The 19,638-nt window shown below is 39.4% G+C and carries 13 protein-coding genes and 1 pseudogene; 5 read left to right on the top strand and 9 right to left on the bottom strand.

Annotated elements, in window-relative coordinates; all coding sequences use genetic code 11:
- Positions 1 to 148 precede the first annotated feature (148 nt).
- The 3 genes and pseudogenes from AB3G73_RS22670 to AB3G73_RS22660 all read left to right on the top strand — a co-directional run bounded on the left by AB3G73_RS22670 (position 149) and on the right by AB3G73_RS22660 (position 5,066).
- A pseudogene (locus AB3G73_RS22670) lies at positions 149 to 1,812 on the top strand (glycoside hydrolase family 28 protein).
- A 203-nt stretch (positions 1,813 to 2,015) separates the two neighbouring features.
- On the top strand, positions 2,016 to 3,242 hold the full coding sequence (locus AB3G73_RS22665) for a DUF4861 domain-containing protein (protein WP_148364298.1): 1,227 nt from the start codon (positions 2,016 to 2,018) through the stop codon (positions 3,240 to 3,242).
- Positions 3,243 to 3,389: 147 nt separating this feature from the next.
- Positions 3,390 to 5,066: a glycoside hydrolase 43 family protein gene (locus tag AB3G73_RS22660; protein ID WP_148364297.1), complete on the top strand. Its 1,677-nt coding sequence runs from the start codon at positions 3,390 to 3,392 to the stop codon at positions 5,064 to 5,066.
- Between the two features lie 85 nt (positions 5,067 to 5,151).
- Here the strand turns inward: AB3G73_RS22660 and AB3G73_RS22655 are convergent, their stop codons facing one another.
- Together AB3G73_RS22655 and AB3G73_RS22650 are read right to left on the bottom strand one after the other, a co-directional pair.
- A complete protein-coding gene (locus AB3G73_RS22655; RefSeq protein WP_195648662.1) occupies positions 5,152 to 5,580 on the bottom strand; it encodes a DUF6575 domain-containing protein in 429 nt (142 codons plus the stop codon).
- Positions 5,577 to 5,951, bottom strand: a complete 375-nt coding sequence (locus AB3G73_RS22650) for a hypothetical protein (RefSeq protein WP_217721554.1) — start codon at positions 5,949 to 5,951, stop codon at positions 5,577 to 5,579. Before AB3G73_RS22650 ends, AB3G73_RS22655 begins: the two co-directional genes overlap by 4 nt.
- 179 nt (positions 5,952 to 6,130) lie before the next feature.
- On the opposite strand from AB3G73_RS22650, the gene AB3G73_RS22645 reads away from it, so the two are divergent.
- A complete protein-coding gene (locus AB3G73_RS22645) occupies positions 6,131 to 6,778 on the top strand; it encodes an HAD family hydrolase (protein WP_367745655.1) in 648 nt (215 codons plus the stop codon).
- A 143-nt stretch (positions 6,779 to 6,921) separates the two neighbouring features.
- Entirely contained in the window at positions 6,922 to 8,061 is a 1,140-nt protein-coding gene (locus AB3G73_RS22640; RefSeq protein ID WP_148364295.1) for a glycoside hydrolase family 88 protein, read from the top strand.
- A gap of 61 nt (positions 8,062 to 8,122) precedes the next feature.
- On the opposite strand, the gene AB3G73_RS22635 is transcribed toward AB3G73_RS22640, so the two are convergent.
- From AB3G73_RS22635 to AB3G73_RS22605, 7 genes are all read right to left on the bottom strand, one after another.
- Positions 8,123 to 12,409 (bottom strand): two-component regulator propeller domain-containing protein, encoded by a 4,287-nt coding sequence (locus AB3G73_RS22635; RefSeq protein WP_367745654.1) that lies wholly within the window; start codon positions 12,407 to 12,409, stop codon positions 8,123 to 8,125.
- Positions 12,410 to 13,305: 896 nt separating this feature from the next.
- Positions 13,306 to 15,258, bottom strand: coding sequence for a discoidin domain-containing protein (locus tag AB3G73_RS22630; protein WP_234131872.1), 1,953 nt, complete (start codon positions 15,256 to 15,258; stop codon positions 13,306 to 13,308).
- 23 nt (positions 15,259 to 15,281) lie between these two features.
- Entirely contained in the window at positions 15,282 to 16,883 is a 1,602-nt protein-coding gene (locus AB3G73_RS22625; RefSeq protein WP_298045816.1) for an O-antigen ligase family protein, read from the bottom strand.
- A gap of 76 nt (positions 16,884 to 16,959) precedes the next feature.
- Positions 16,960 to 17,334: a DUF1573 domain-containing protein gene (locus AB3G73_RS22620; protein ID WP_122135712.1), complete on the bottom strand. Its 375-nt coding sequence runs from the start codon at positions 17,332 to 17,334 to the stop codon at positions 16,960 to 16,962.
- Positions 17,327 to 18,160, bottom strand: coding sequence for a DUF4369 domain-containing protein (locus tag AB3G73_RS22615; RefSeq protein WP_122135677.1), 834 nt, complete (start codon positions 18,158 to 18,160; stop codon positions 17,327 to 17,329). Before AB3G73_RS22615 ends, AB3G73_RS22620 begins: the two co-directional genes overlap by 8 nt.
- 26 nt (positions 18,161 to 18,186) lie before the next feature.
- On the bottom strand, positions 18,187 to 19,002 hold the full coding sequence (locus AB3G73_RS22610) for a DUF4369 domain-containing protein (RefSeq protein ID WP_122135676.1): 816 nt from the start codon (positions 19,000 to 19,002) through the stop codon (positions 18,187 to 18,189).
- A gap of 15 nt (positions 19,003 to 19,017) precedes the next feature.
- The gene (locus AB3G73_RS22605) at positions 19,018 to 19,527 is read right to left on the bottom strand and encodes a DUF4251 domain-containing protein (RefSeq protein ID WP_148364291.1); all 510 of its coding nucleotides are present in this window, start codon (positions 19,525 to 19,527) and stop codon (positions 19,018 to 19,020) included.
- Positions 19,528 to 19,638 lie beyond the last annotated feature (111 nt).

Below are 19,638 nucleotides of genomic sequence, written 5' to 3'. Positions count from 1 at the left end.
TAATAGACAGAAATGACAAAAAATACACGTAATCTATCAATTAGTCCACATCGCCTTAGGCTTTCCCACCTATCTTTGCAATCGATAATTAAGAGGTTTTTTCAAGAAAAACAATAGATGTATAACCCTATAGAAATTAAGTTACTAAATGAACACATTGACAAAAAGACTCTTCTGGATAGCCGTATGCTGTTTACCGTTTATTGCATCGGGATGTAAACAAAGCAAGACTGCTGTAAAAGAAAGCTCAATCAGTGACGCTCTTTACCAGAATTTACCTTTTGAAATGCCGAAAGTACAGCAACCGGTTTTTCCTGCTTACGAAGTAAACATTGAGAAATTCGGAGCCAAAGGAGACGGTCTGTTCCTGAATACCAAAGCTATCAACGATGCTATTAAAGACGTGAATCAACACGGAGGGGGTAAAGTGATTATCCCGGAAGGTGTCTGGTTGACTGGTCCGATCGAGCTGTTGAGCAATGTAAATCTATATACGGAACAAAATGCGCTGGTACTTTTTACCGGTGATTTTGAAGCATATCCTATCATTGCCACTTCTTTCGAAGGACTTGAGACTCGTCGTTGCCAATCGCCGATTTCAGCACGCAATGCAGAAAATATCGCTATCACCGGACATGGTACATTTGACGGAAACGGTGACTGCTGGCGTCCGGTGAAAAAAGGAAAGCTGACTGCTTCACAATGGAAAAAGCTGGTAAATTCAGGAGGTGTTCTCGACGAGAAACAAGAGATATGGTATCCTACTGCCGGCTCACTGAAAGGTGCAATGGCTTGCAAAGACTTCAATGTACCCGAAGGTATCAACACAGATGAAGAATGGGCAGAAATCCGTCCGTGGTTGCGTCCGGTACTGTTGAGTATCGTCAAAAGTAAAAAGGTACTGCTGGAAGGCGTTACTTTCAAAAACTCACCAAGCTGGTGTCTGCACCCCTTGTCATGCGAAGATTTCACAGTAAATAATATCATGGTCATCAACCCCTGGTATTCTCAAAACGGTGATGCTATCGACTTGGAATCCTGTAAAAACGCTCTGATTATCAATAGTGTGTTTGATGCGGGAGATGATGCCATCTGTATCAAATCCGGTAAAGACGAAGATGGACGCCGTCGTGGAGAACCTTGCCAGAACGTGATCGTGAAAAACAATACAGTATTGCACGGACACGGTGGATTCGTGGTAGGTAGTGAAATGTCCGGCGGTGTGAAGAATATCTATGTAGAGGACTGCACATTTATGGGTACAGATGTAGGTTTGCGTTTCAAGAGTACCCGCGGACGTGGCGGTGTGGTAGAAAACATCTACATTAACAATATCAACATGATTAATATCCCGAATGAACCTTTATTGTTCGACTTGTTCTACGGTGGAAAAGGTGCCGGTGAAGAATCGGAAGAAGATCTGTTGAACCGTATGAAGACTGCCATTCCTCCGGTGACGGAAGAAACACCTGCTTTCCGCAATATTCATATTTCCAATATTGTTTGCAGAGGTTCGGGACGTGCCATGTTCTTCAACGGACTGCCGGAAATGCCCATCAGCAATATTACCGTTAAAAACGTTGTGATGACGGAAGCTACGGATGGAGTCGTTATCAGCCAGGTGGACGGAGTTACTCTGGAAAATATTTATGTAGAATCTTCTAAAGGCAACAACATATTAAATGTTAAGAATGCCAAGAATCTGACTATAGACGGAAAGGTTTATGAGGAATTAGGAGCAAAAGAGGAGATTTTAAGTCTCAAATAAGGTTCACCACAGAGGACACGGAGGACACAGAGGATTCTGTTTAATAAAATAAAATCCATTTACTGCATATTTATTCCTCTGTGTCCTCCGTGTCCTCTGTGGTGAAAGAAAAGAAAACCACAATATCATTATATAGAGTAAAAAGCTCAAATAGCAGACTATAATCTCCTCAAAAGAGACACAGTCTGCTATTTTTTCTGCTATTTTTGCAAGGAGAAATACGACGTATAATTTCAGCCTTAGAAACATGAAGAAGAATCTTTTTATTATTACTTTCTTTTTAGGAGCTTTCAGTCTGTCTGCCCAAGCGCAGAAACAGGAGAAAACCATCACAGTTGAAGTGCAGAACAACTGGAATCAGGCAAAAACGGATGCTCCGATTGTCATCAATTTGCATGAACTGCATACTGGTTTCAAAGTAAAATCTGCCATTGTCATGGAAGGGAGCAAAGAAATAGCTTCCCAGTTGGACGATCTGAACAGAGACCGTAAGATGGACGAACTGGCTTTTGTTGCCGATCTTCCTGCTCATGGTAGAAAAACATTCCAGATTACACTTTCTTCAGAAAAGAGTACAAAGACTTATCCTGAACGAGTTTATGCCGACATGTTTATCGTAGACAACCGGAAAGGAAAGCATCAGCGGGTACAAGCTATCACTGTTCCCGGCACTAGTAATATATACAGTATGGTACGTCCTCACGGTCCGGTATTGGAATCGGAACTGGTAGGATACCGCCTTTATTTCAATGAGAAACAGACGCCGGATATTTATGGCAAGTTCAACAAAGGGCTGGAAATCAAAGAATCGCAGTTCTATCCGACGGATGAGCAGTTAGCTAAAGGATTCGGAGATGACGTGCTCCGTGTGTTCGACAGCTGCGGACCGGGTGCGTTGAAAGGTTGGGACGGACAGCAAGCTACACACATCACTCCGGTAGATACCCGCACGGAACGTATCATCTCTTACGGACCGGTACGCGTGATTGCTGAAATTGAAGTGACCGGATGGAAATATCAGGATACGGAACTGAATATGATGACACGTTATACGCTCTATGCAGGACATCGCGATCTTCATATTGAAGCATTCTTTGACGAACCGCTCAATAAGGAAGTTTTCTGCACAGGTGTACAAGACATAGTAGGTACTTCCAAGTCTTTCTCCGATCATAAAGGGCTTGTAGGAAGCTGGGGAACGGACTGGCCTGTAAACGACACAGTGAAATATGCTAAAGAAACCGTAGGACTGGGCACTTGCATTCCTCAACGTTATGTGAAATCGGAAGAAAAGGATAAAGCTAACTTCCTTTATACGATTACCGCTCCGGGAAATAAATATTTCCAGTATCATACGACTTTTACTTCGATGAAAGAAACTTTCGGATATAAAACACCGGAAGCATGGTTTGCCTATCTTCGTGAATGGAAAGAAGAGTTGGCTCACCCGGTAACCGTAAAGGTGATAAGGTAGATACATATACAACTAAACAAAAATTACGAGGTTTCTACCAATTTTTCTATGACTCTGCACAAATATTCCTCCTAGTGCAGAGTCTTTTTTTCTACCTTTGTCACCGGATAAAACCAGCAAATCACTTATATAATTATAATCTATAACATGAAACGATTGACACAGACTTTAGCTTTTTGCCTATTAACGGTCTTCACCGCAGTAGCACAAAAAAACTATGTATCTGAGGTATGGGTTTCCGACCTCGGAAACGGTAAATACAAAAATCCGGTACTTTATGCCGATTACTCCGATCCTGACGCTTGCCGCGTAGGAGATGATTTCTATATGACTTCATCCAGTTTCAACTGTTTACCCGGATTACAAATCCTACATTCCAAGGACTTGGTGAACTGGACGATTATCGGTGCCGCCGTCCCCAATGCCCTCCCTCCCATCGAAACTCCGGAACGGCCGGAACATGGCAACCGTGTCTGGGCCCCAGCCATTCGCCATCATAACGGAGAGTTCTATATCTTTTGGGGGGATCCTGACCAGGGAGCTTTTATGGTGAAAGCCAAAGACCCGAAAGGTCCGTGGAGCGAACCAGTCTTGGTGAAACCGGGAAAAGGAATTATTGACACCTGCCCGTTTTGGGATGAAGACGGGAAAGTGTATATGGTACATGCATACGCAGGAAGTCGTGCCGGACTGAAAAGTGTAATCACCATCTGCGAACTAAATGCAGAAGCAACAAAAGCCATCACTCCTTCACGCATAATCTTCGATGGTCATGAAGCACATCAGACTTGTGAAGGTCCTAAAATGTATAAAAGAAATGACTATTATTATATCTTCCATCCGGCCGGTGGCGTACCAACAGGCTGGCAGGTTGTACTACGTTCTAAAAACATCTATGGTCCCTACGAATGGAAAACCGTACTTGCGCAAGGCAACTCTCCTGTCAACGGTCCTCATCAGGGTGCATGGGTAGATACTCCTACCGGAGAAGATTGGTTCCTTCACTTTCAGGATGTGGGTGCTTACGGACGTATCATGCATCTTCAGCCTATGAAATGGGTAAACGACTGGCCTGTGATCGGCATAGACAAAGACGGTGACGGCTGTGGCGAACCTGTTCTGACTTATAAAAAGCCGAATGTAGGTAAAACATATCCTATCTGCACTCCGCAGGAAAGTGACGAGTTCGACGGATATACCCTCTCTCCACAATGGCAATGGCATGCCAACATCAATGAAAAATGGGCATACTATGCAGGTGATAAGAGCTATGTAAGATTATACTCCTATCCGGTTTTGAATGACTATAAAAATCTGTGGGATGTAGCCAACCTGCTTCTACAGAAAACGCCTTCTGACAATTTCACTGCAACAATGAAACTTACGTTTACCCCTAATCCTAAAAATAAAGGTGAACGCACCGGACTGGTTGTAATGGGTAGAGATTATGCCGGAATCATTCTGGAAAATACAGATAAAGGTCTGGTCCTGTCTCAAGTTGAATGTAAAAAAGCAGATAAAGGAAAACCGGAACAGGCAAATGCTTCTGTGGATCTTTCTCAAAATACTGTTTATCTGAAAGTTCGTTTCAGCTATGACGGCAAGAAGATCAAAGGCAGCGAAGGCGGACACGATCTCATTGTGATGTGTAACTTCAGCTACAGCCTTGACGGAAAGAAATATCAGCCACTAGGCAATCCTTTCCAGGCAAGAGAAGGACAATGGATTGGCACAAAGGTCGGAATGTTCTGCACACGACCGGCTATCGTCACTAACGACGGAGGATGGGCAGATGTAGACTGGTTCCGGATTACTAAGAAGTAATCAATGTATATATAATGATGAAGAAGAAGATTGTCCCACTACTTTCCAACAGAAGTAGGACAATCTTCTTTATCATTATATAAACTCACATACAAGCCCAACCAAATTTGCGAACAAGCTCCGCTAGCAGGCTACGGTCTTTCATTGGCAAATTAATAACCACATTCTCTCGCTTCTCTCCAGACAAAACATATCCCTCAGCCGGCAATTTATCTTCCGACAAGGCACTTTCCTTTAATAGCGTTTTCTGATATTCACCCGATTGAAACACAACATCGTAATACTCATGTTCACTTTCAGGCTGCAGATAGAGCAAACGCAAATCCGCTTCACCCACTAAAAAAGATTCAAGCCTATGTGTAGAGATACGAATTCCCGTATAGCGACAAACCGTCTCATCATCGTACAAAAGGCAAAGATACAGTGTATCAAAGGCATCTCTTGCCACAAAAAGTTGCGGCACATCACAGAAATCCAATATCCTGTCTATCCTTAATACATCTTCCATAATCAGACTATTTTAGCTTGTAAAACATTAAATTCCTTCGTTCTCCACCAAGAATAATGTGCTATACCGAAGGTTTTCTTTAACACTCCATCTTTTGGTTCTAAGGTGACTAAAGCAATACTTGCCTTCTTAAACTTAGGAAGTTTCAATCTTTTCTCCGCTTCTTCCCTTTCCGAAAATAGAGAGACTGCCCTTGTTACGCATTCATCTATTCCTAATCCTTTAAAGACTTTATCCGGCTGCATTTTTCTTTGTGAAAAGAAATCTTCTGTTGTAGCAGGATTACCATTTGCAATTCTATAATAATAGCCTTCGCACTGCTTCGCATCTGTAGGAGGGCATTGTTCGGGCAGTGTCTCAAACCATTCTGCATTCATTATTCTTTAGTTTTTCGCAAAGTTAAGTCAATCCGGTAAAATAACAAATATATTTCCAGCTTTGTTTGTCATTGGATATTCTCTAAACTATTGCTCCACTCTTCCCTATCTCACTTTTTTAGTATACCTTTGCAAATCGGGAGATTTAAGTATAAGATTAACAATAAACCAAAGACTCAATGAAGAAACTAGTTATATTTGACCTGGATGGAACATTGCTGAATACCATCGCCGACCTTGCCCACAGCACCAATTATGCTTTAAATAAATTAGGATACCCCACTCATGAAATAGAAAAGTACAACTTCATGGTAGGCAATGGTATCAATAAACTCTTTGAACGCGCATTGCCCGAAGGTGAAAAGACGGAAGAAAATGTACTTCGTGTACGCAATGAGTTCGTTCCTTATTACGATATTCACAATGCAGATGATAGCCGACCTTATCCGGGCATTCCGGAACTGTTATCCTATCTGCAGTCTGCAGGCATCCAAATTGCCGTAGCATCCAACAAATATCAGGCTGCCACAGAAAAGCTGGTTGCCCATTACTTTCCCGGTATTCACTTTACAGCAGTTTTCGGCCAACGGGAAGGAATAAATGTCAAACCCGATCCGGCAGTTGTTTTTGATATATTAAAACTGGCCAATGTACAAAAGGAAGATGTCCTTTATGTAGGCGATTCCGGTGTAGATATGCAAACGGCTGCCAATGCAGGAGTTACCGCTTGCGGAGTGACTTGGGGATTTCGTCCACGCACGGAGCTGGAAAAGTTTGCTCCTCAACACATCACAGATACTGCTGAAGAGATAAAACAGTTCCTCTAGGCCGGTAAAGTCTAATATTACATATTTTCCGTACAAATTTCAATATTACTTTCCTTACAATGCATTTTCTTTGCAACAGGTAAAGAAAGGTTCACTTTTGTGCACCTAAATCTAAGAACAGTAGTAATTTAATTTATTATACAATGAAAAAGCATCTTATACTATTTTTTATCGGAGTAATATTGAGTTATGGGAACATAAAAGCACAGACAGTTCCCGATAAAAAAGAAATTCTCAAAGTAACCCTCCAGGTGAACGACTATTTTATGAAGAAATATGCTGATTATCGCACTCCTTCTTTTGTCAAAAAAGTGGTTCGTCCTAGTAATATCTGGACACGGAGTGTGTATTACGAGGGTCTAATGGCACTCTATTCCATCTATCCTGCAGACGAATATTACCTCTATGCCAAGGAATGGGCAGATTATCACCAATGGGGATTCCACCGGGGAACAACCACCCGTAATGCTGATAACTACTGCGCCAGCCAAATCTATCTCGATTTATACAACATTTGCCCTGATCCTGAAAAAATACGGAAAACGAAAGCCAATATGGATATGCTGATCAACACTCCACAAGTAAATGACTGGTGGTGGATAGATGCCATCCAGATGGGGATGCCGATATTTGCCAAAATGGGAAAACTTACGGGCGAACAGAAATACTTTGATAAGATGTGGGACATGTATGAATATACCCGCAACCAGCATGGAGAAAACGGAATGTTCAACCCCAAAGACGGTTTATGGTGGCGAGATCATAATTTCGATCCTCCGTACAAAGAACCGAATGGTAAAGACTGTTACTGGAGCCGTGGAAACGGATGGGTATATGCAGCTTTAGTACGAGTTATGAATGAAATTCCATCCGATGAAAAACATCGTCAGGATTACATCAATGATTTTCTGACTATGAGCAAAGCACTGAAACAATGTCAGCGTGAAGACGGCTTTTGGAATGTCAGCCTCCACGACCCGACAAACTTTGGAGGCAAAGAAACTTCCGGTACAGCCCTTTTCGTATACGGCATGTCCTGGGGGGTACGTAACGGGCTATTGGATAAAAAGACATATCTGCCTGTAATCATAAAAGCATGGAATGCCATGGTGAAAGATGCAGTTCACCCGAATGGTTTTCTTGGCTATGTACAGGGAACCGGCAAAGAACCGAAAGACAGTCAGCCTGTCACTTATGATAAAGTTCCTGATTTTGAAGATTTCGGTACAGGCTGCTTCCTGCTTGCCGGAAGTGAAATCTACAAATTAGACCTCCATATATAGTTGATAAACAATCTTACGTTGAATCTGGTCAACTTTTCATAGACCGGATTCAACGTAAACTCTAAGCTTTATTTCTTTCTCCTTTCTGGTAAGCAGAAGGAGATACTCCAAACTGTGCCTTAAAGCATTTACTGAAATAAAGGGGATCGTTAATACCAACTTTATAAGAGACTTCCGCAACAGTCAGATTCCTTTCGGTTAAAAACAATTCGGCAGCCTTCTTCATTCGGACAACACGTAAATACTCATTCGGTGAGTATCCTGTCACTCCGCGTAATTTCTTATAAAACACAGTTCGTCCCATCCCCATCATTTGCGCAAATTCATCAATAGAAATATTGTATTGAGAATAAATCTTTTCGACTACAGCTACCAACTGGTCTGCAAATTCCTTGTCCCGGTCCGTGTTACATAAAGCAGGACGTACTATTCCCGGTTCACTGGAGAATTTCTTCCGCAACTTTTCACATTGCTCTATCAGCCGGAACACTTGCGCAAGCAAAAGCTTAAAGCTAAATGGCTTCGCAATATAAATATCCGCTCCCGCCTCAAGACCTTCCAGATGTTTATCCGGCGAAGTCAATGCAGTCAGTAAAATAATGGGAATATGGCTTGTCGCAAAGTCTGCTTTCAATTTCCTGGTTACTTCAAAACCGGTCATTCCGGGCATCAACACATCACAGATAATCAGATCAGCATCATAGTTGCATGCCTTTTCAAATCCGGATATTCCATCTGCTGCCACTTCTACTTCAAAATAAGCACTTAGTTCCTCTTGCAAGAATCCACGAATATCATTATCGTCTTCAATTACTAATATTTTATGTTTTCTCGATGAAGTAACAGCCTTCTCATGTTCCTGATATTCTTCTGAAAGTTCCTGCAAATGGTGAGCTTGCATATTCGCTTCTTCCAACAGAACATTGCCGGGCACCAGAAAATCTTTTTCCGAATAAACCGTTTTATCGGTTGGAATACATACGATAAATACAGAACCTCCTCCTTCATTATCTTCATATTCAATGGTTCCTTTATGTACCTGCACCAATTCATGGCTCAAATGAAGCCCTACCCCAATGCTATCTCCGGAGAAACTGCTTTGCATAAAGCGCTCAAACAGTTCACTCTGCTTCTCTTTAGGGATGCCTACTCCCGTATCGGCTACCTGAATCTGCAAGCACTTCTTTGCCTCATCCACATTTACAGAGAACAGAATTGTTCCACCCGAAGGAGTATATTTAAAAGCATTTGAGAGCAAGTTATAAACCACTTTATCCAGGTTTCCTTTATCAATAAACATTTTGTAGGATGGCACTGACGGCAAAAAGCGGAAATCCATATTTTTCTGTTCTGCCACGTCACTGAAACTTAGATATATTTCATACAGGAAAGCAACTACATCTGTTTCCTGCAGAGAAAGAGCCAATTTGTTATTCTGCATCTTCCTGAATTCCAGCAACTGATTAATCAGCCTCAACATGCGCTGGGTACTTTTATCCATCACCTTCAAAGGATGCAATAATGCCTGAGGAATATCGTCTATCCGGTACATTTTCTCCAATGCTCCCTGAATCAACGTAAGCGGAGTACGGAATTCATGAGAGATATTCGTAAAAAATATCAGTTTATATTCCGTCAATTGCTTTTCAACGTTGATGCGGTTGCGCAGTCTATTGAAATTAATGATGATACGATATGTGAAATACAAGGCTATTAATATCAAGATGAAATATCCAAGCATAGCCCAACTTGTTTTCCAGAACGGCGGTACGATGACAATCTTCAAAGTTGTTTCGGTATCATTCCAAATGCCGGCGCCATCACAGTATTTCACATGGAATATATAAGTGCCCGGCTCAAGATATTTATAAGAAGCAAAGCTCAAAGAAGATGGAACATTCCATCCTTTATCATAGTTCTCCAGCCAGTACATATACTTGATTTGTCCATTATCCGAATAATCGAGAGTAGAAAAATCAAGCATGAAAGAGTTTTGGAAATATTTCAATGTGATCTTATCCGAATAAGCCAAAGATTCCTGCAAAGGAGAACCCGGCATATTAGGCTTCACCTGAATTCCATTGACAGACAGTCCGGTAATAACAATCGGGGAAAGCAGTCTCTCGGTTGGAATCTTTTTCGGGTCAATAATGGTTAATCCATAGTTTGTTCCAAAAATGAGTTTCCCGTCTGCTCCCATACATGCACTGTTTTCGCTATACACATTTCCCAATGTATAGGATGAGAAGAAATAGTTTTCAAAAGAATGACTATTCGGGTTGAATCTTGAAATCCCATATTCCGTGGCAATCCATAATTGCCCCGAATGATCTTCCTGAATAGCCTGAACCATATTATTGACCAGTCCTTCTGATATTCCATAATGCGTATATTTCAAAGATTGGCAATCATCTGTCAATTCACATAGATTCAAACCGGCCCCCGAGGTTCCTACCCACATACGCCCTTTACTGTCACGAAACAAGCAGCGAATCTCATTGCTACAAAAGTTGCCATCCGTATAGCTAAACAAACGATAGTTGTCTTCATCAGCTATCAATGAATCCGGATGGAAAATACAAATTCCTTCACTTGTACCCATCCATATCATTCCTTTTTCATCTTCTGCCATCACCCGGACTATCCGCAAACCATATTTTTTTTGTTGGAAGAAACGACGGAACTTATATTGTCCGCCCGCAGTTTGTTCGGCCAGATCTAATCCGCCTCCAAATGTTCCCACCCACATACGGTTCTTTTTATCACGAAGAATGGAATAAATATTAGAATGAGACAAAGCAAAAGGATTAGACGGATCCGGTTTATACCAAGTGTCTCCTACTTTTAGTCCGTCTCCCCGGGTTCCTATCCATATATTCTCCTGACTATCTTCTGAAATCGCATAAATATTATAGGGCAAATAATGATTATCTATCTTAGTTTTCAGATGAGAATCATAATTATACAATCCACCTCTTCGCGTTCCTACCCATATATCTCCATTCGACATTTTAGTCAGTAACCGAATTGTATTCGAACGGTCAAAAACATCCGGTGATTCTGGATAGACATGCGTAATGCCTTTATTTGAAATGGAAATATGAGACAAACCGGAATATTCGGAGCTTACCCATATTCCTCCTGTCCTGTCTTTCATCAAACATAACAAGAAATCTGACCCTATAGGTCCTGCATTCTTCCCTTCGGAAACAAAGTGTTCCAACCGGTCTTCCTGAATATCATAAGTGAAAAGTCCGTTCCCATAAGTCGAAATCCACACTATTCCCCGATCATCACGAACCACATGATAGCGTTCATAATCTATATATTTCATCTTCTCTTCCGGGATCAACTGGAAGTCCTTTATTTCTCCGCTCTTCACGTTTATATAATAAATCCGTCCCGTATTATTGTAAGCCCAACAATCTCCGTAATTGTCATGAATAACTTTCCCATTATTTATTTTCAACTTCCGATAAGGAGTTATTTGGATAGTTTGAAAATCAAACTCATACACTCCCTCGTTTGACGTAAATATAACCCATTTGTCTTTTATCAATGAATGTGCACTGACGGATGTATTACCGGCAATCGTAGAAAGAGATGCTAAACAATCTATCTTTTTCGAGCCATTGACACAGCGATATACATCTCCACCCTTTGTCAAAAAATACATATCCCCTCCATGAGGAAAAGAAGAGGAAAAATTCAGTTCCCTATCTACAATCTCAACTTTCCCTTTATAAACCGATGCAAGTCCATGCATGGTACCAATCCATATTCTGCCACTGGAATCTTCATTGATAAATTTAATTCGATCGTCCGGCAAGCTTCCTGATTCTGCACGGAACTTCACAGAAGTCATGGTACGATTCTCCTTACAAACGATTTGGCGCACTCCACTTGCTCTGTGCCAAAGCCACACATCTCCATTAGAGGACATATATATTTCCGAGTAACTCTCTCCATCATCTCCGGTACCGGTAAAATCGACAAAACAAGCTTTTTGCAAGTCATAACAACTGAACAATTCCGGTACTGTCTTTATCCATAGGAAACCATTTTTATCCTCCGCTACCTGTTTTATTCTATTGTCTGCCAAAGAGACCTGATCGTGTTTGCCGGTTTCCAACTGATAGGTAAGAAAAGAATTACCATCATAGCGGGTCAATCCATCTAAAGTGCCCAACCATAAAAATCCTTTACTATCCTGATACATACATCGCACAGAATTACTGGGTAGTCCGTCACTGGTCCTCATTTGTTTGGAACTAAGTTCGATATCGGCATAACTTTCCGACACAAATAAAAACAACAAAGCGAAGAGGGATAATAATTTATTTTTCATACAGTCCTTTAGGTTATTTTGATTGCTGGTTACAAAGATACGTCTTTCCCACTGCAATAAAGAGTACAGCATTATGAAATAATAGAAATTCCATATAAGTTTGTTCCTAATATAATCAGACGACAAACGGACTGGATACACGTTTAGCAAATGACTCTTTTGAAATCTATGTGAACAAAACTAGTTAAAAAGTAAATAAAGTACAAAAAAAGATTCCTACAAATTCCGAATAAGGATTATTATCCATATTTATGTCATTTTTTCCATATACCGAGCTGTACTTTACATGAGCTCAACTCCGGTACAGAAGTAAGCAAACTAATTAGTTTTCTCTAATACCAGCAGTAGTATCTCCCCAAAAAAGAAAGAGTGCCGAAAAACGCTTCACCCTTCACCTTCTCCTGTTCATCGGTGTTATCGGGTGAAGGGCCGCCTTTCACCGAGAGTTCACTTCCGATTTCATTATAGCAAATCTAATTTTCACTATAGCAAATCAGAATATGCTTATAGCTAAATTTATTATGCTCCCGGCAACCAGTTTTTTTCTTCCTAAGATTTGAAACAAACATTAGGATATTCCAAGTGAAAGATGCTAAATGATTGAAACAAACTCTTTGATCTTTAAAAAGCACTGCTTTAAGCAGGCTAAAGCTATGCTTTACTACTTCTAAAGCTTAGCTTTGGATTAAAAAAAACGTATAATATGAAAGCATAGGTGAAAGGCAGCTTCTTCACCCTGTATCGCTTTATTCATCAGCTTTTGCAATGAAAGGTGAAGGGGGAATGAGAATGTGGAAACTACAGTGTTGGGGCATAATCGTATTATTATATCGCTGTCGATTCCATTTCATAAGATGATTCATATTCCAATTCTACATATGTATTTTACCGATGAATTAATACCACACCTGTTTAATATCTCGATATAAGAAAATTCGTTCGTCTTTTCCTCTACTTCGATTTTTTAATAACAGCAAAGCATTTTGCGGGACATTATGGAATGTCAGTTCAAAATCATCCGCTACTTTTTTCTGTATTGAATGCCAACCATCCATATCCCAATAAAACAACTCGTATGTATCACCAATACGAACATTGTTGTCATCATTACGTGTCATATAGCCTATTCTTCCAACAGATTCCGGTCTGCCCAAATCCAATCCAACCCAGCCATCCCTCAACGTTTTAGATGCAAAAAAAGTCAACGGATTCAAGTCAAAAGCTGCAGAACGGCTATAGTGAGGATTTTTGCTTCGTTCTTCAGAACCTATAATTGTTCCTGTCAATTTCTTATTGCCTTTATCAAAGAACATTAATTCTGCAATATTACAGCGATATGGTTTAGGACAGATATAACGCCAATAACGATACTTTGTGGTATCGCTTATATTCACGCTACCCGATACGCTATACTCTTTAAACGTATGCACTGTAACAGCATCGCTAAAATCCTCTTTTTGGGCAGCTTGAAACATGCTGTACTTTAAACGGAGTGCTGCGGTAAACGCTTTACGTGTTAAAGGATATTTCCGTTTTAGACTAATGCTTCTTTTATGTGCGCTGTCAGGTTTCAAGAACTCCAGTTCACCTTTCTCATTCAACAAAGCGGGATAATTGAACGGACGAACCCTTCCGTTTATATAATATACCGGCAGATAGACTGCTCCTTTCTCTACTTTATCAAAGGTAACCCGCTTACTTTCTTTTATTTCAGAAAAGCAAATAGGAATCCATTTTTCATTATCAAATACTGCCAGATACGCATATTTTTCTCTGCGTTCTCTTTCCCCGGAAAGTACAGGAAAAGCAGGGTTAATAGTCGTCCCATATTCATCTGTAACGTCTTTCATAAACACATTACGCAACGTTTTCGGAACACTGCCAGCTTCCTCATTCAACCGGACCAAGCCCTGATTGGGAGAATACGTTCTTCGATATACTTTTCCTTTGCATTCGCCTGGTCGTAGGAAAGCTAAGAAAGGTTCATGTCCTCCTTCACATACCATTCGGCGATCGTGATCTATCAGAATACTTAGCCACGAATGCGCATGCGCTTTTGTAGGCCACTGCAAAACGAAATCATACGAAACCGCAAAACCTTTACTACGCATGATAGCTAAAGCTGTATTTGTCCTTGTCTCGCAAGAGTTGGAAGGAATATTGCACCAAAACGGAACCTTATATAACGCATGCCACTTCAGAGGCTTTTTCAAATCGACAATAACGGTATCACGCAATTTGATATTAATAGCTTCTGCCGCATAATAAGGTGTTTTATTCCAGATATCGTTATAAAAATAATCAGATAACGTGTCATTAGCTATCGGTTTCAACACATTGCGCCAATCATCAAAAACCTGAAACTCTACGCACTTATAAGGAAGCATATATTCACAAAATTCATCGAATGCAATGCCTCTTGCCCAACTCCCTTGTTGCCAATCCTCAAAAGCCGCGTCTATACTTTTTATCAGATAGTTGGCCTTTATGATAGAGTAATCTTCCTTAAATTCAAAATCATCTGATGGAAACTCTAACAACAAATTATTTAATTCATTCACCTGTTCATCAATCTTTCTGTCGGAAAAGATTATCTTTTCAGCTTCGACATAATATTCCTCAATATCTTTCCCTATATACGACTGGTGTCCGGGCATATTCATTATCAAAAATTTGGCAGCTCTAAGTTTCAAACTATCGGCTTCATCTTCTTTATAATGCTCCAACACTTTTTCGAGTTCCGAACGATTGTTGCCTGACAGTGTCAGCACCTTTTCCAACTGTTTTTCTTCAGAGCTTTGACAACTGAAAAGCAAAACAAGAAAAAGAAAGATGAATGTAGCTTTCATTTTGTATGATTGTTAGTTTATAATTAAATATTCTTTTTGCGCAAATAGTTTCTGGCCTCTTCCTGTATGATAGCAACAGTGTAAGATGGTATCTTTATCCGTTTATTGATTATTTCTAAAGCAACCCGTTCGGCAAGTATACAGTTATCAGATTTTACATAGATCCTCAAAAGTCCTTGTAATGGAAGAAAACGGCTAGGACACATAAATTGTGCCAGCTTATAGCGTCTTTCAGCCTCTTCCCAACACCCCATCTGATAGTAATTATCAGCTAATTGCATTTGCAGGTCATATGTATTGATATAAGATTCGCAATGCAAGAATATGTTGACGCTTTGTTTGTACAATTCCACATTCTTCAATTCTGATGCATAATTGTACAAGAAATAGGGATTGCCATTCCACTCATCATATAGCTTGGTAAATACAGATAATTCGTTATCCAGCAAACCATTGTTCTTTTCTGCAACCAACGAAATTCGTTTCCATGTACGCTCGAAAAGAATATTCTTAATCGAAAAAAAACAGAGTATAAAAAGAATAATCAATAAAAATGGCTTGTTGAAACATATTGTTCGTAGAGCAACCTCCCGTTGATTAAGTGAAGCGAGGCAGTAGATAGTCATGAACCAAACAAAAGCATATTTGAATGGATAAGAAAAGCAGGAAAATATAGCAATAGAAACAATTGCTAGTAAGGCTGGAGTATCAAATGACACATTACTTCGAAAAACAGCAACCAACAACAATAAGAATAAAGCGATTCCTATAAGTCCTTGTTCAATCAGCAACAACAAATACTCGTTAAATGGATGATTCGTATTCCCTGCTAACATTCTTTCACTTTCAACAGCATGAAAAGAAGACAAATATTTGGCTTGTTCCGGCATGTAATCCGCCTTAAAAGAGCCAAGTCCATTTCCTCGAATCATATTTTCCTTACACAATCCGGCAGATACTTTCCAAATCAGAACACGACCGGAAGCGGAAGCTGGTTTCAGATAAATCAGTCCAATGAATAAACCTATTAGCAACAAAGTGCCTCCGCTGATAAAAAAGATGCGCCTTCTATGAATTAACTTCCGATAGCGGAGAGCGTAAAAAAGAAGTGTTACTACGCATAAAGTAAGTATCCCTGTTCTCGAACCGGATAAGATAACGACTATAAAGAGGAGAAGACACGCCATAAACTTGAGCGTTTTTCTTTTTCCATTAGAAGTCTGGCACAAAAGAAAAGGATAACAGAGAACGATGCTTGCTGCAAATCCGGCGGGATTATCAAAAGAACCAGTAACAGAAAAATAAGATTGAGTTTCTATACACCCTACATATTGCAGCAAGCCATACAAGGCCGACAAAACTCCAACGACAGCTAAAATGCTATTAAATGTTTCTGTAGGATTTTTTCCATTACGCATCAACACAAAAAGAATCCATCCAGATACGATGTATACACTGTGTATATATTGTGATGTAAAGAGACTGCAAACGAAAACATATCCCATAAAAACAGTAAAAGACACAAATAGAAAATCAACAAACAGGCTAATTTTTCGCTTCCAGTTCCCTATGCAAATACCTCCCCATACTATGATGCCGACAACGAAACTTATATTTTTAGGCATAAAATACCTATCCATAAACCAATCAGCCGATAAGTATAAGGTGGTGATAAGTAAAAAAGAAAACGTAAAAACATTATCACTGAATAATTGCCTTAACTTGCAGAATATAAAAGAGGGAGTCTGTATTTGCATTGATAATAATTAATTCTTCTTTCGCTCCCAATCCCTTTCCTTTCGGATTGAAAGAAAAATGAAGCGAGCACGATTCATCAGGATTTAATTCATACTTCTCCACCGATGCTTGTGTACATCCACATCCAGTTTCGATCTCTCCTATTTCCAACCTGGCATTGCCAACATTGGTGATTGTAATGCTATCACGACAAATTATATCAGAACTAATTATTCCGAAATCGTGTGTATAGGAAGACAGGGACATCTCTGCCTTCCTTTTTGGATTGCAAGAAACGCAAATCAGCAGAATAACAATAAAACCAAGGATTTTACTCATTTTTTATAGTTGTTGATGATGAACTACTCGGAATAGTCTCGATGAAACGGGGTGGATCACCGATCAAACTATCTAATATCATTCGGCTCTTCTTTTTAAATTCTCGTTCTTTCATAATATAATCCCACCATGATAAAAAAGCATCTCGATCCGCTTGGGGCATTAAATCGATAATGCGTAAATATTGAGAGAGTTCAGGCTCCCTAATCGGGTATTTTGTCCTTAAATCACGAGCCAACATGACTCGGATGACATTCGGATATTTTGCATATTTTTCAAGAAAAGTAAACCGACCTTCTGAACGCTGTTCAGTTTCTGATATATCCAATAGCTTACAATTCTCTATATTAGTACTATCTTTCGCCATTTTTCTACGTTCTCTATTCCAATATACAGCATTCCATTGAGCTTCTCGCTCAAGAATATAAGTATCATAATCTTCATTGATGGAAGTGCCCGATACATTAGCGTTATCGTCCCAATCAACCATACGAATATAGATATTACCCGGTTCCACAAAAAGATTAATATCAGTCCCTTTATGGAACGGTGGTCCATCATAGGATATTTGTGCAAAAAAAGGCTTTCGTGTGACAGTTCCTTCGTAAAAAAATTCCTTGCCAATCACCTTTATTTTTATGCTGTTGCCGTATGCTTGTTTTTGTCCTTCCCTTTCTTCAAGAAGATACGATTTATCTATTAATAACACATATTTACCATCTAAAGAATTATCAGGGAATTCACCCCGAATCGTAAATTTCTCTTGCCCCAAAAGCAATTGAGCAGAAAATACGAATATAATGAGAAAAAACAGTTTCTCTTTCATATTAATTACACTTTAACTCTATAAAATCATTTTACAGTTATATCAAGCATATTATTTACCCGTCTTTCAATAAAACGAGGAGCATTACGATTAAGACTATCGGTCAACGCTCTTCTCTTTGCCCAATACTCCTCTCTCTTCATTGTATACTCTCGCCACTCTATCAAAATATCTCGATCCGCTTTGGGCATTAAGTCAAGAATACGTAAATATTTAGCATCCACCAATCTTTTATTTAATTCCTTAACTTCCAAATAGCGAGATAACATTACTCGGATAACATCCGGATATTTGGCATATTTCTCAAAGAAAGCCAATTCACCTTCTTCGAAGCATTCAAATGCAGAATTAAAAGAATGGAAATTATCATCCTTTTGAGTCTGCCCTTCTAACCTAATAGTTCGCAAAACTCTATTTACCAAATTTCTCCGTTCAATGACACAAGTGGCATAGTCTTTATTGATAGGAGTACCCGATACGTTTCCTTCCTCATACCAATCAGTTATATGGATATGGATATTCCCAGGTTCTATTACAAAAGAAGTCGCACTTGTCTGACCACTGAATGTTGGTCTATCATAATAGATTTGCGCCAAAAAAGGTTTACGCATAGTTACCCCTTCATAATAGATTTTTTTATCAGTTACCAATATTTTTACTTCATCATCAGATGCTTTCCATTTACGTTTGTACTCATCAGGAAGAAAAGATTTATCGGTCAGTATTATATATTTTCCATCCAGCGAATTATCAGGAAATTCACCTTGAATCGTGTATTTCTCTTGCCCGTAAAATAGTTGGGCTATAGATACAAACATAAATATGAATAGATATTTTCTCATGATAATAATTAAGTGTTACAGAGACTCCGTTTCTTCTCTTCGCATATTTAATTCTCCTAAAAAATTGATACTTTTCCCCTGCTGCAAGGTGATATAAATGCTCGCACTTCCATTGGAATATACCTTAATATAAAAGTTGCAATTACCTATTGTTGCATTTGCTGAAAACTTGATGTGAGCATTTTTCTTTTTATCTATATCCATAGTATATTTTTTCAAAGGAGCCTGAAAGTAAAGTTCAGCTCCTCTCCTATATGGTATATCAGCTTGACCGAGATAAAGAAGATCAGAAAAAATAGAATCATTTTTAATTTCTATTGAATAATCAGACTCATTCAATAATATAGGATCTTTACATGGAAGAATGCAAATACCTACATTTATCTTGTAGACTTTTGATGTAACAATCTTTCCGACAACTTCCGCCTTTTGTTTCTTTTGTTCTTTTTTGCTTTGGGCAGAAAGAATCGGAATTTCTACCAGCATTGTCAAAAATAGAACAAGAATTTGCTTTTTTACTTTCATATTAGATTATAACTTAAATATGGATGTATAAAAAGCCTAATGAAATACGGTTATAGGACACGTACCATTGCTACTCTCACAATTGCCTATTCCGATTTGCAAATAATCATC

This window comes from Bacteroides sp. L008 (assembly GCF_040812255.1).
Classification (GTDB): Bacteria; Bacteroidota; Bacteroidia; order Bacteroidales; family Bacteroidaceae; genus Bacteroides; species Bacteroides vicugnae.
The sequence above is the reverse complement of the archived record's forward strand: the minus strand, read 5'-3'. Positions and strand labels throughout refer to the sequence as shown.

Excerpts from the sequence above, each read along its gene's own strand:
- AB3G73_RS22665 (WP_148364298.1), top strand. The coding sequence starts at position 2,016 with ATGAAGAAGAATCTTTTTATTATTACTTTCTTTTTAGGAGCTTTCAGT.
- AB3G73_RS22660 (WP_148364297.1), top strand. The coding sequence starts at position 3,390 with ATGAAACGATTGACACAGACTTTAGCTTTTTGCCTATTAACGGTCTTC.
- AB3G73_RS22650 (WP_217721554.1), bottom strand. The coding sequence starts at position 5,951 with ATGAATGCAGAATGGTTTGAGACACTGCCCGAACAATGCCCTCCTACA.
- AB3G73_RS22645 (WP_367745655.1), top strand. The coding sequence starts at position 6,131 with ATGAAGAAACTAGTTATATTTGACCTGGATGGAACATTGCTGAATACC.
- AB3G73_RS22640 (WP_148364295.1), top strand. The coding sequence starts at position 6,922 with ATGAAAAAGCATCTTATACTATTTTTTATCGGAGTAATATTGAGTTAT.
- AB3G73_RS22635 (WP_367745654.1), bottom strand. The coding sequence starts at position 12,409 with ATGAAAAATAAATTATTATCCCTCTTCGCTTTGTTGTTTTTATTTGTG.
- AB3G73_RS22630 (WP_234131872.1), bottom strand. The coding sequence starts at position 15,258 with ATGAAAGCTACATTCATCTTTCTTTTTCTTGTTTTGCTTTTCAGTTGT.
- AB3G73_RS22625 (WP_298045816.1), bottom strand. The coding sequence starts at position 16,883 with ATGCCTAAAAATATAAGTTTCGTTGTCGGCATCATAGTATGGGGAGGT.
- AB3G73_RS22620 (WP_122135712.1), bottom strand. The coding sequence starts at position 17,334 with ATGAGTAAAATCCTTGGTTTTATTGTTATTCTGCTGATTTGCGTTTCT.
- AB3G73_RS22615 (WP_122135677.1), bottom strand. The coding sequence starts at position 18,160 with ATGAAAGAGAAACTGTTTTTTCTCATTATATTCGTATTTTCTGCTCAA.
- AB3G73_RS22610 (WP_122135676.1), bottom strand. The coding sequence starts at position 19,002 with ATGAGAAAATATCTATTCATATTTATGTTTGTATCTATAGCCCAACTA.
- AB3G73_RS22605 (WP_148364291.1), bottom strand. The coding sequence starts at position 19,527 with ATGAAAGTAAAAAAGCAAATTCTTGTTCTATTTTTGACAATGCTGGTA.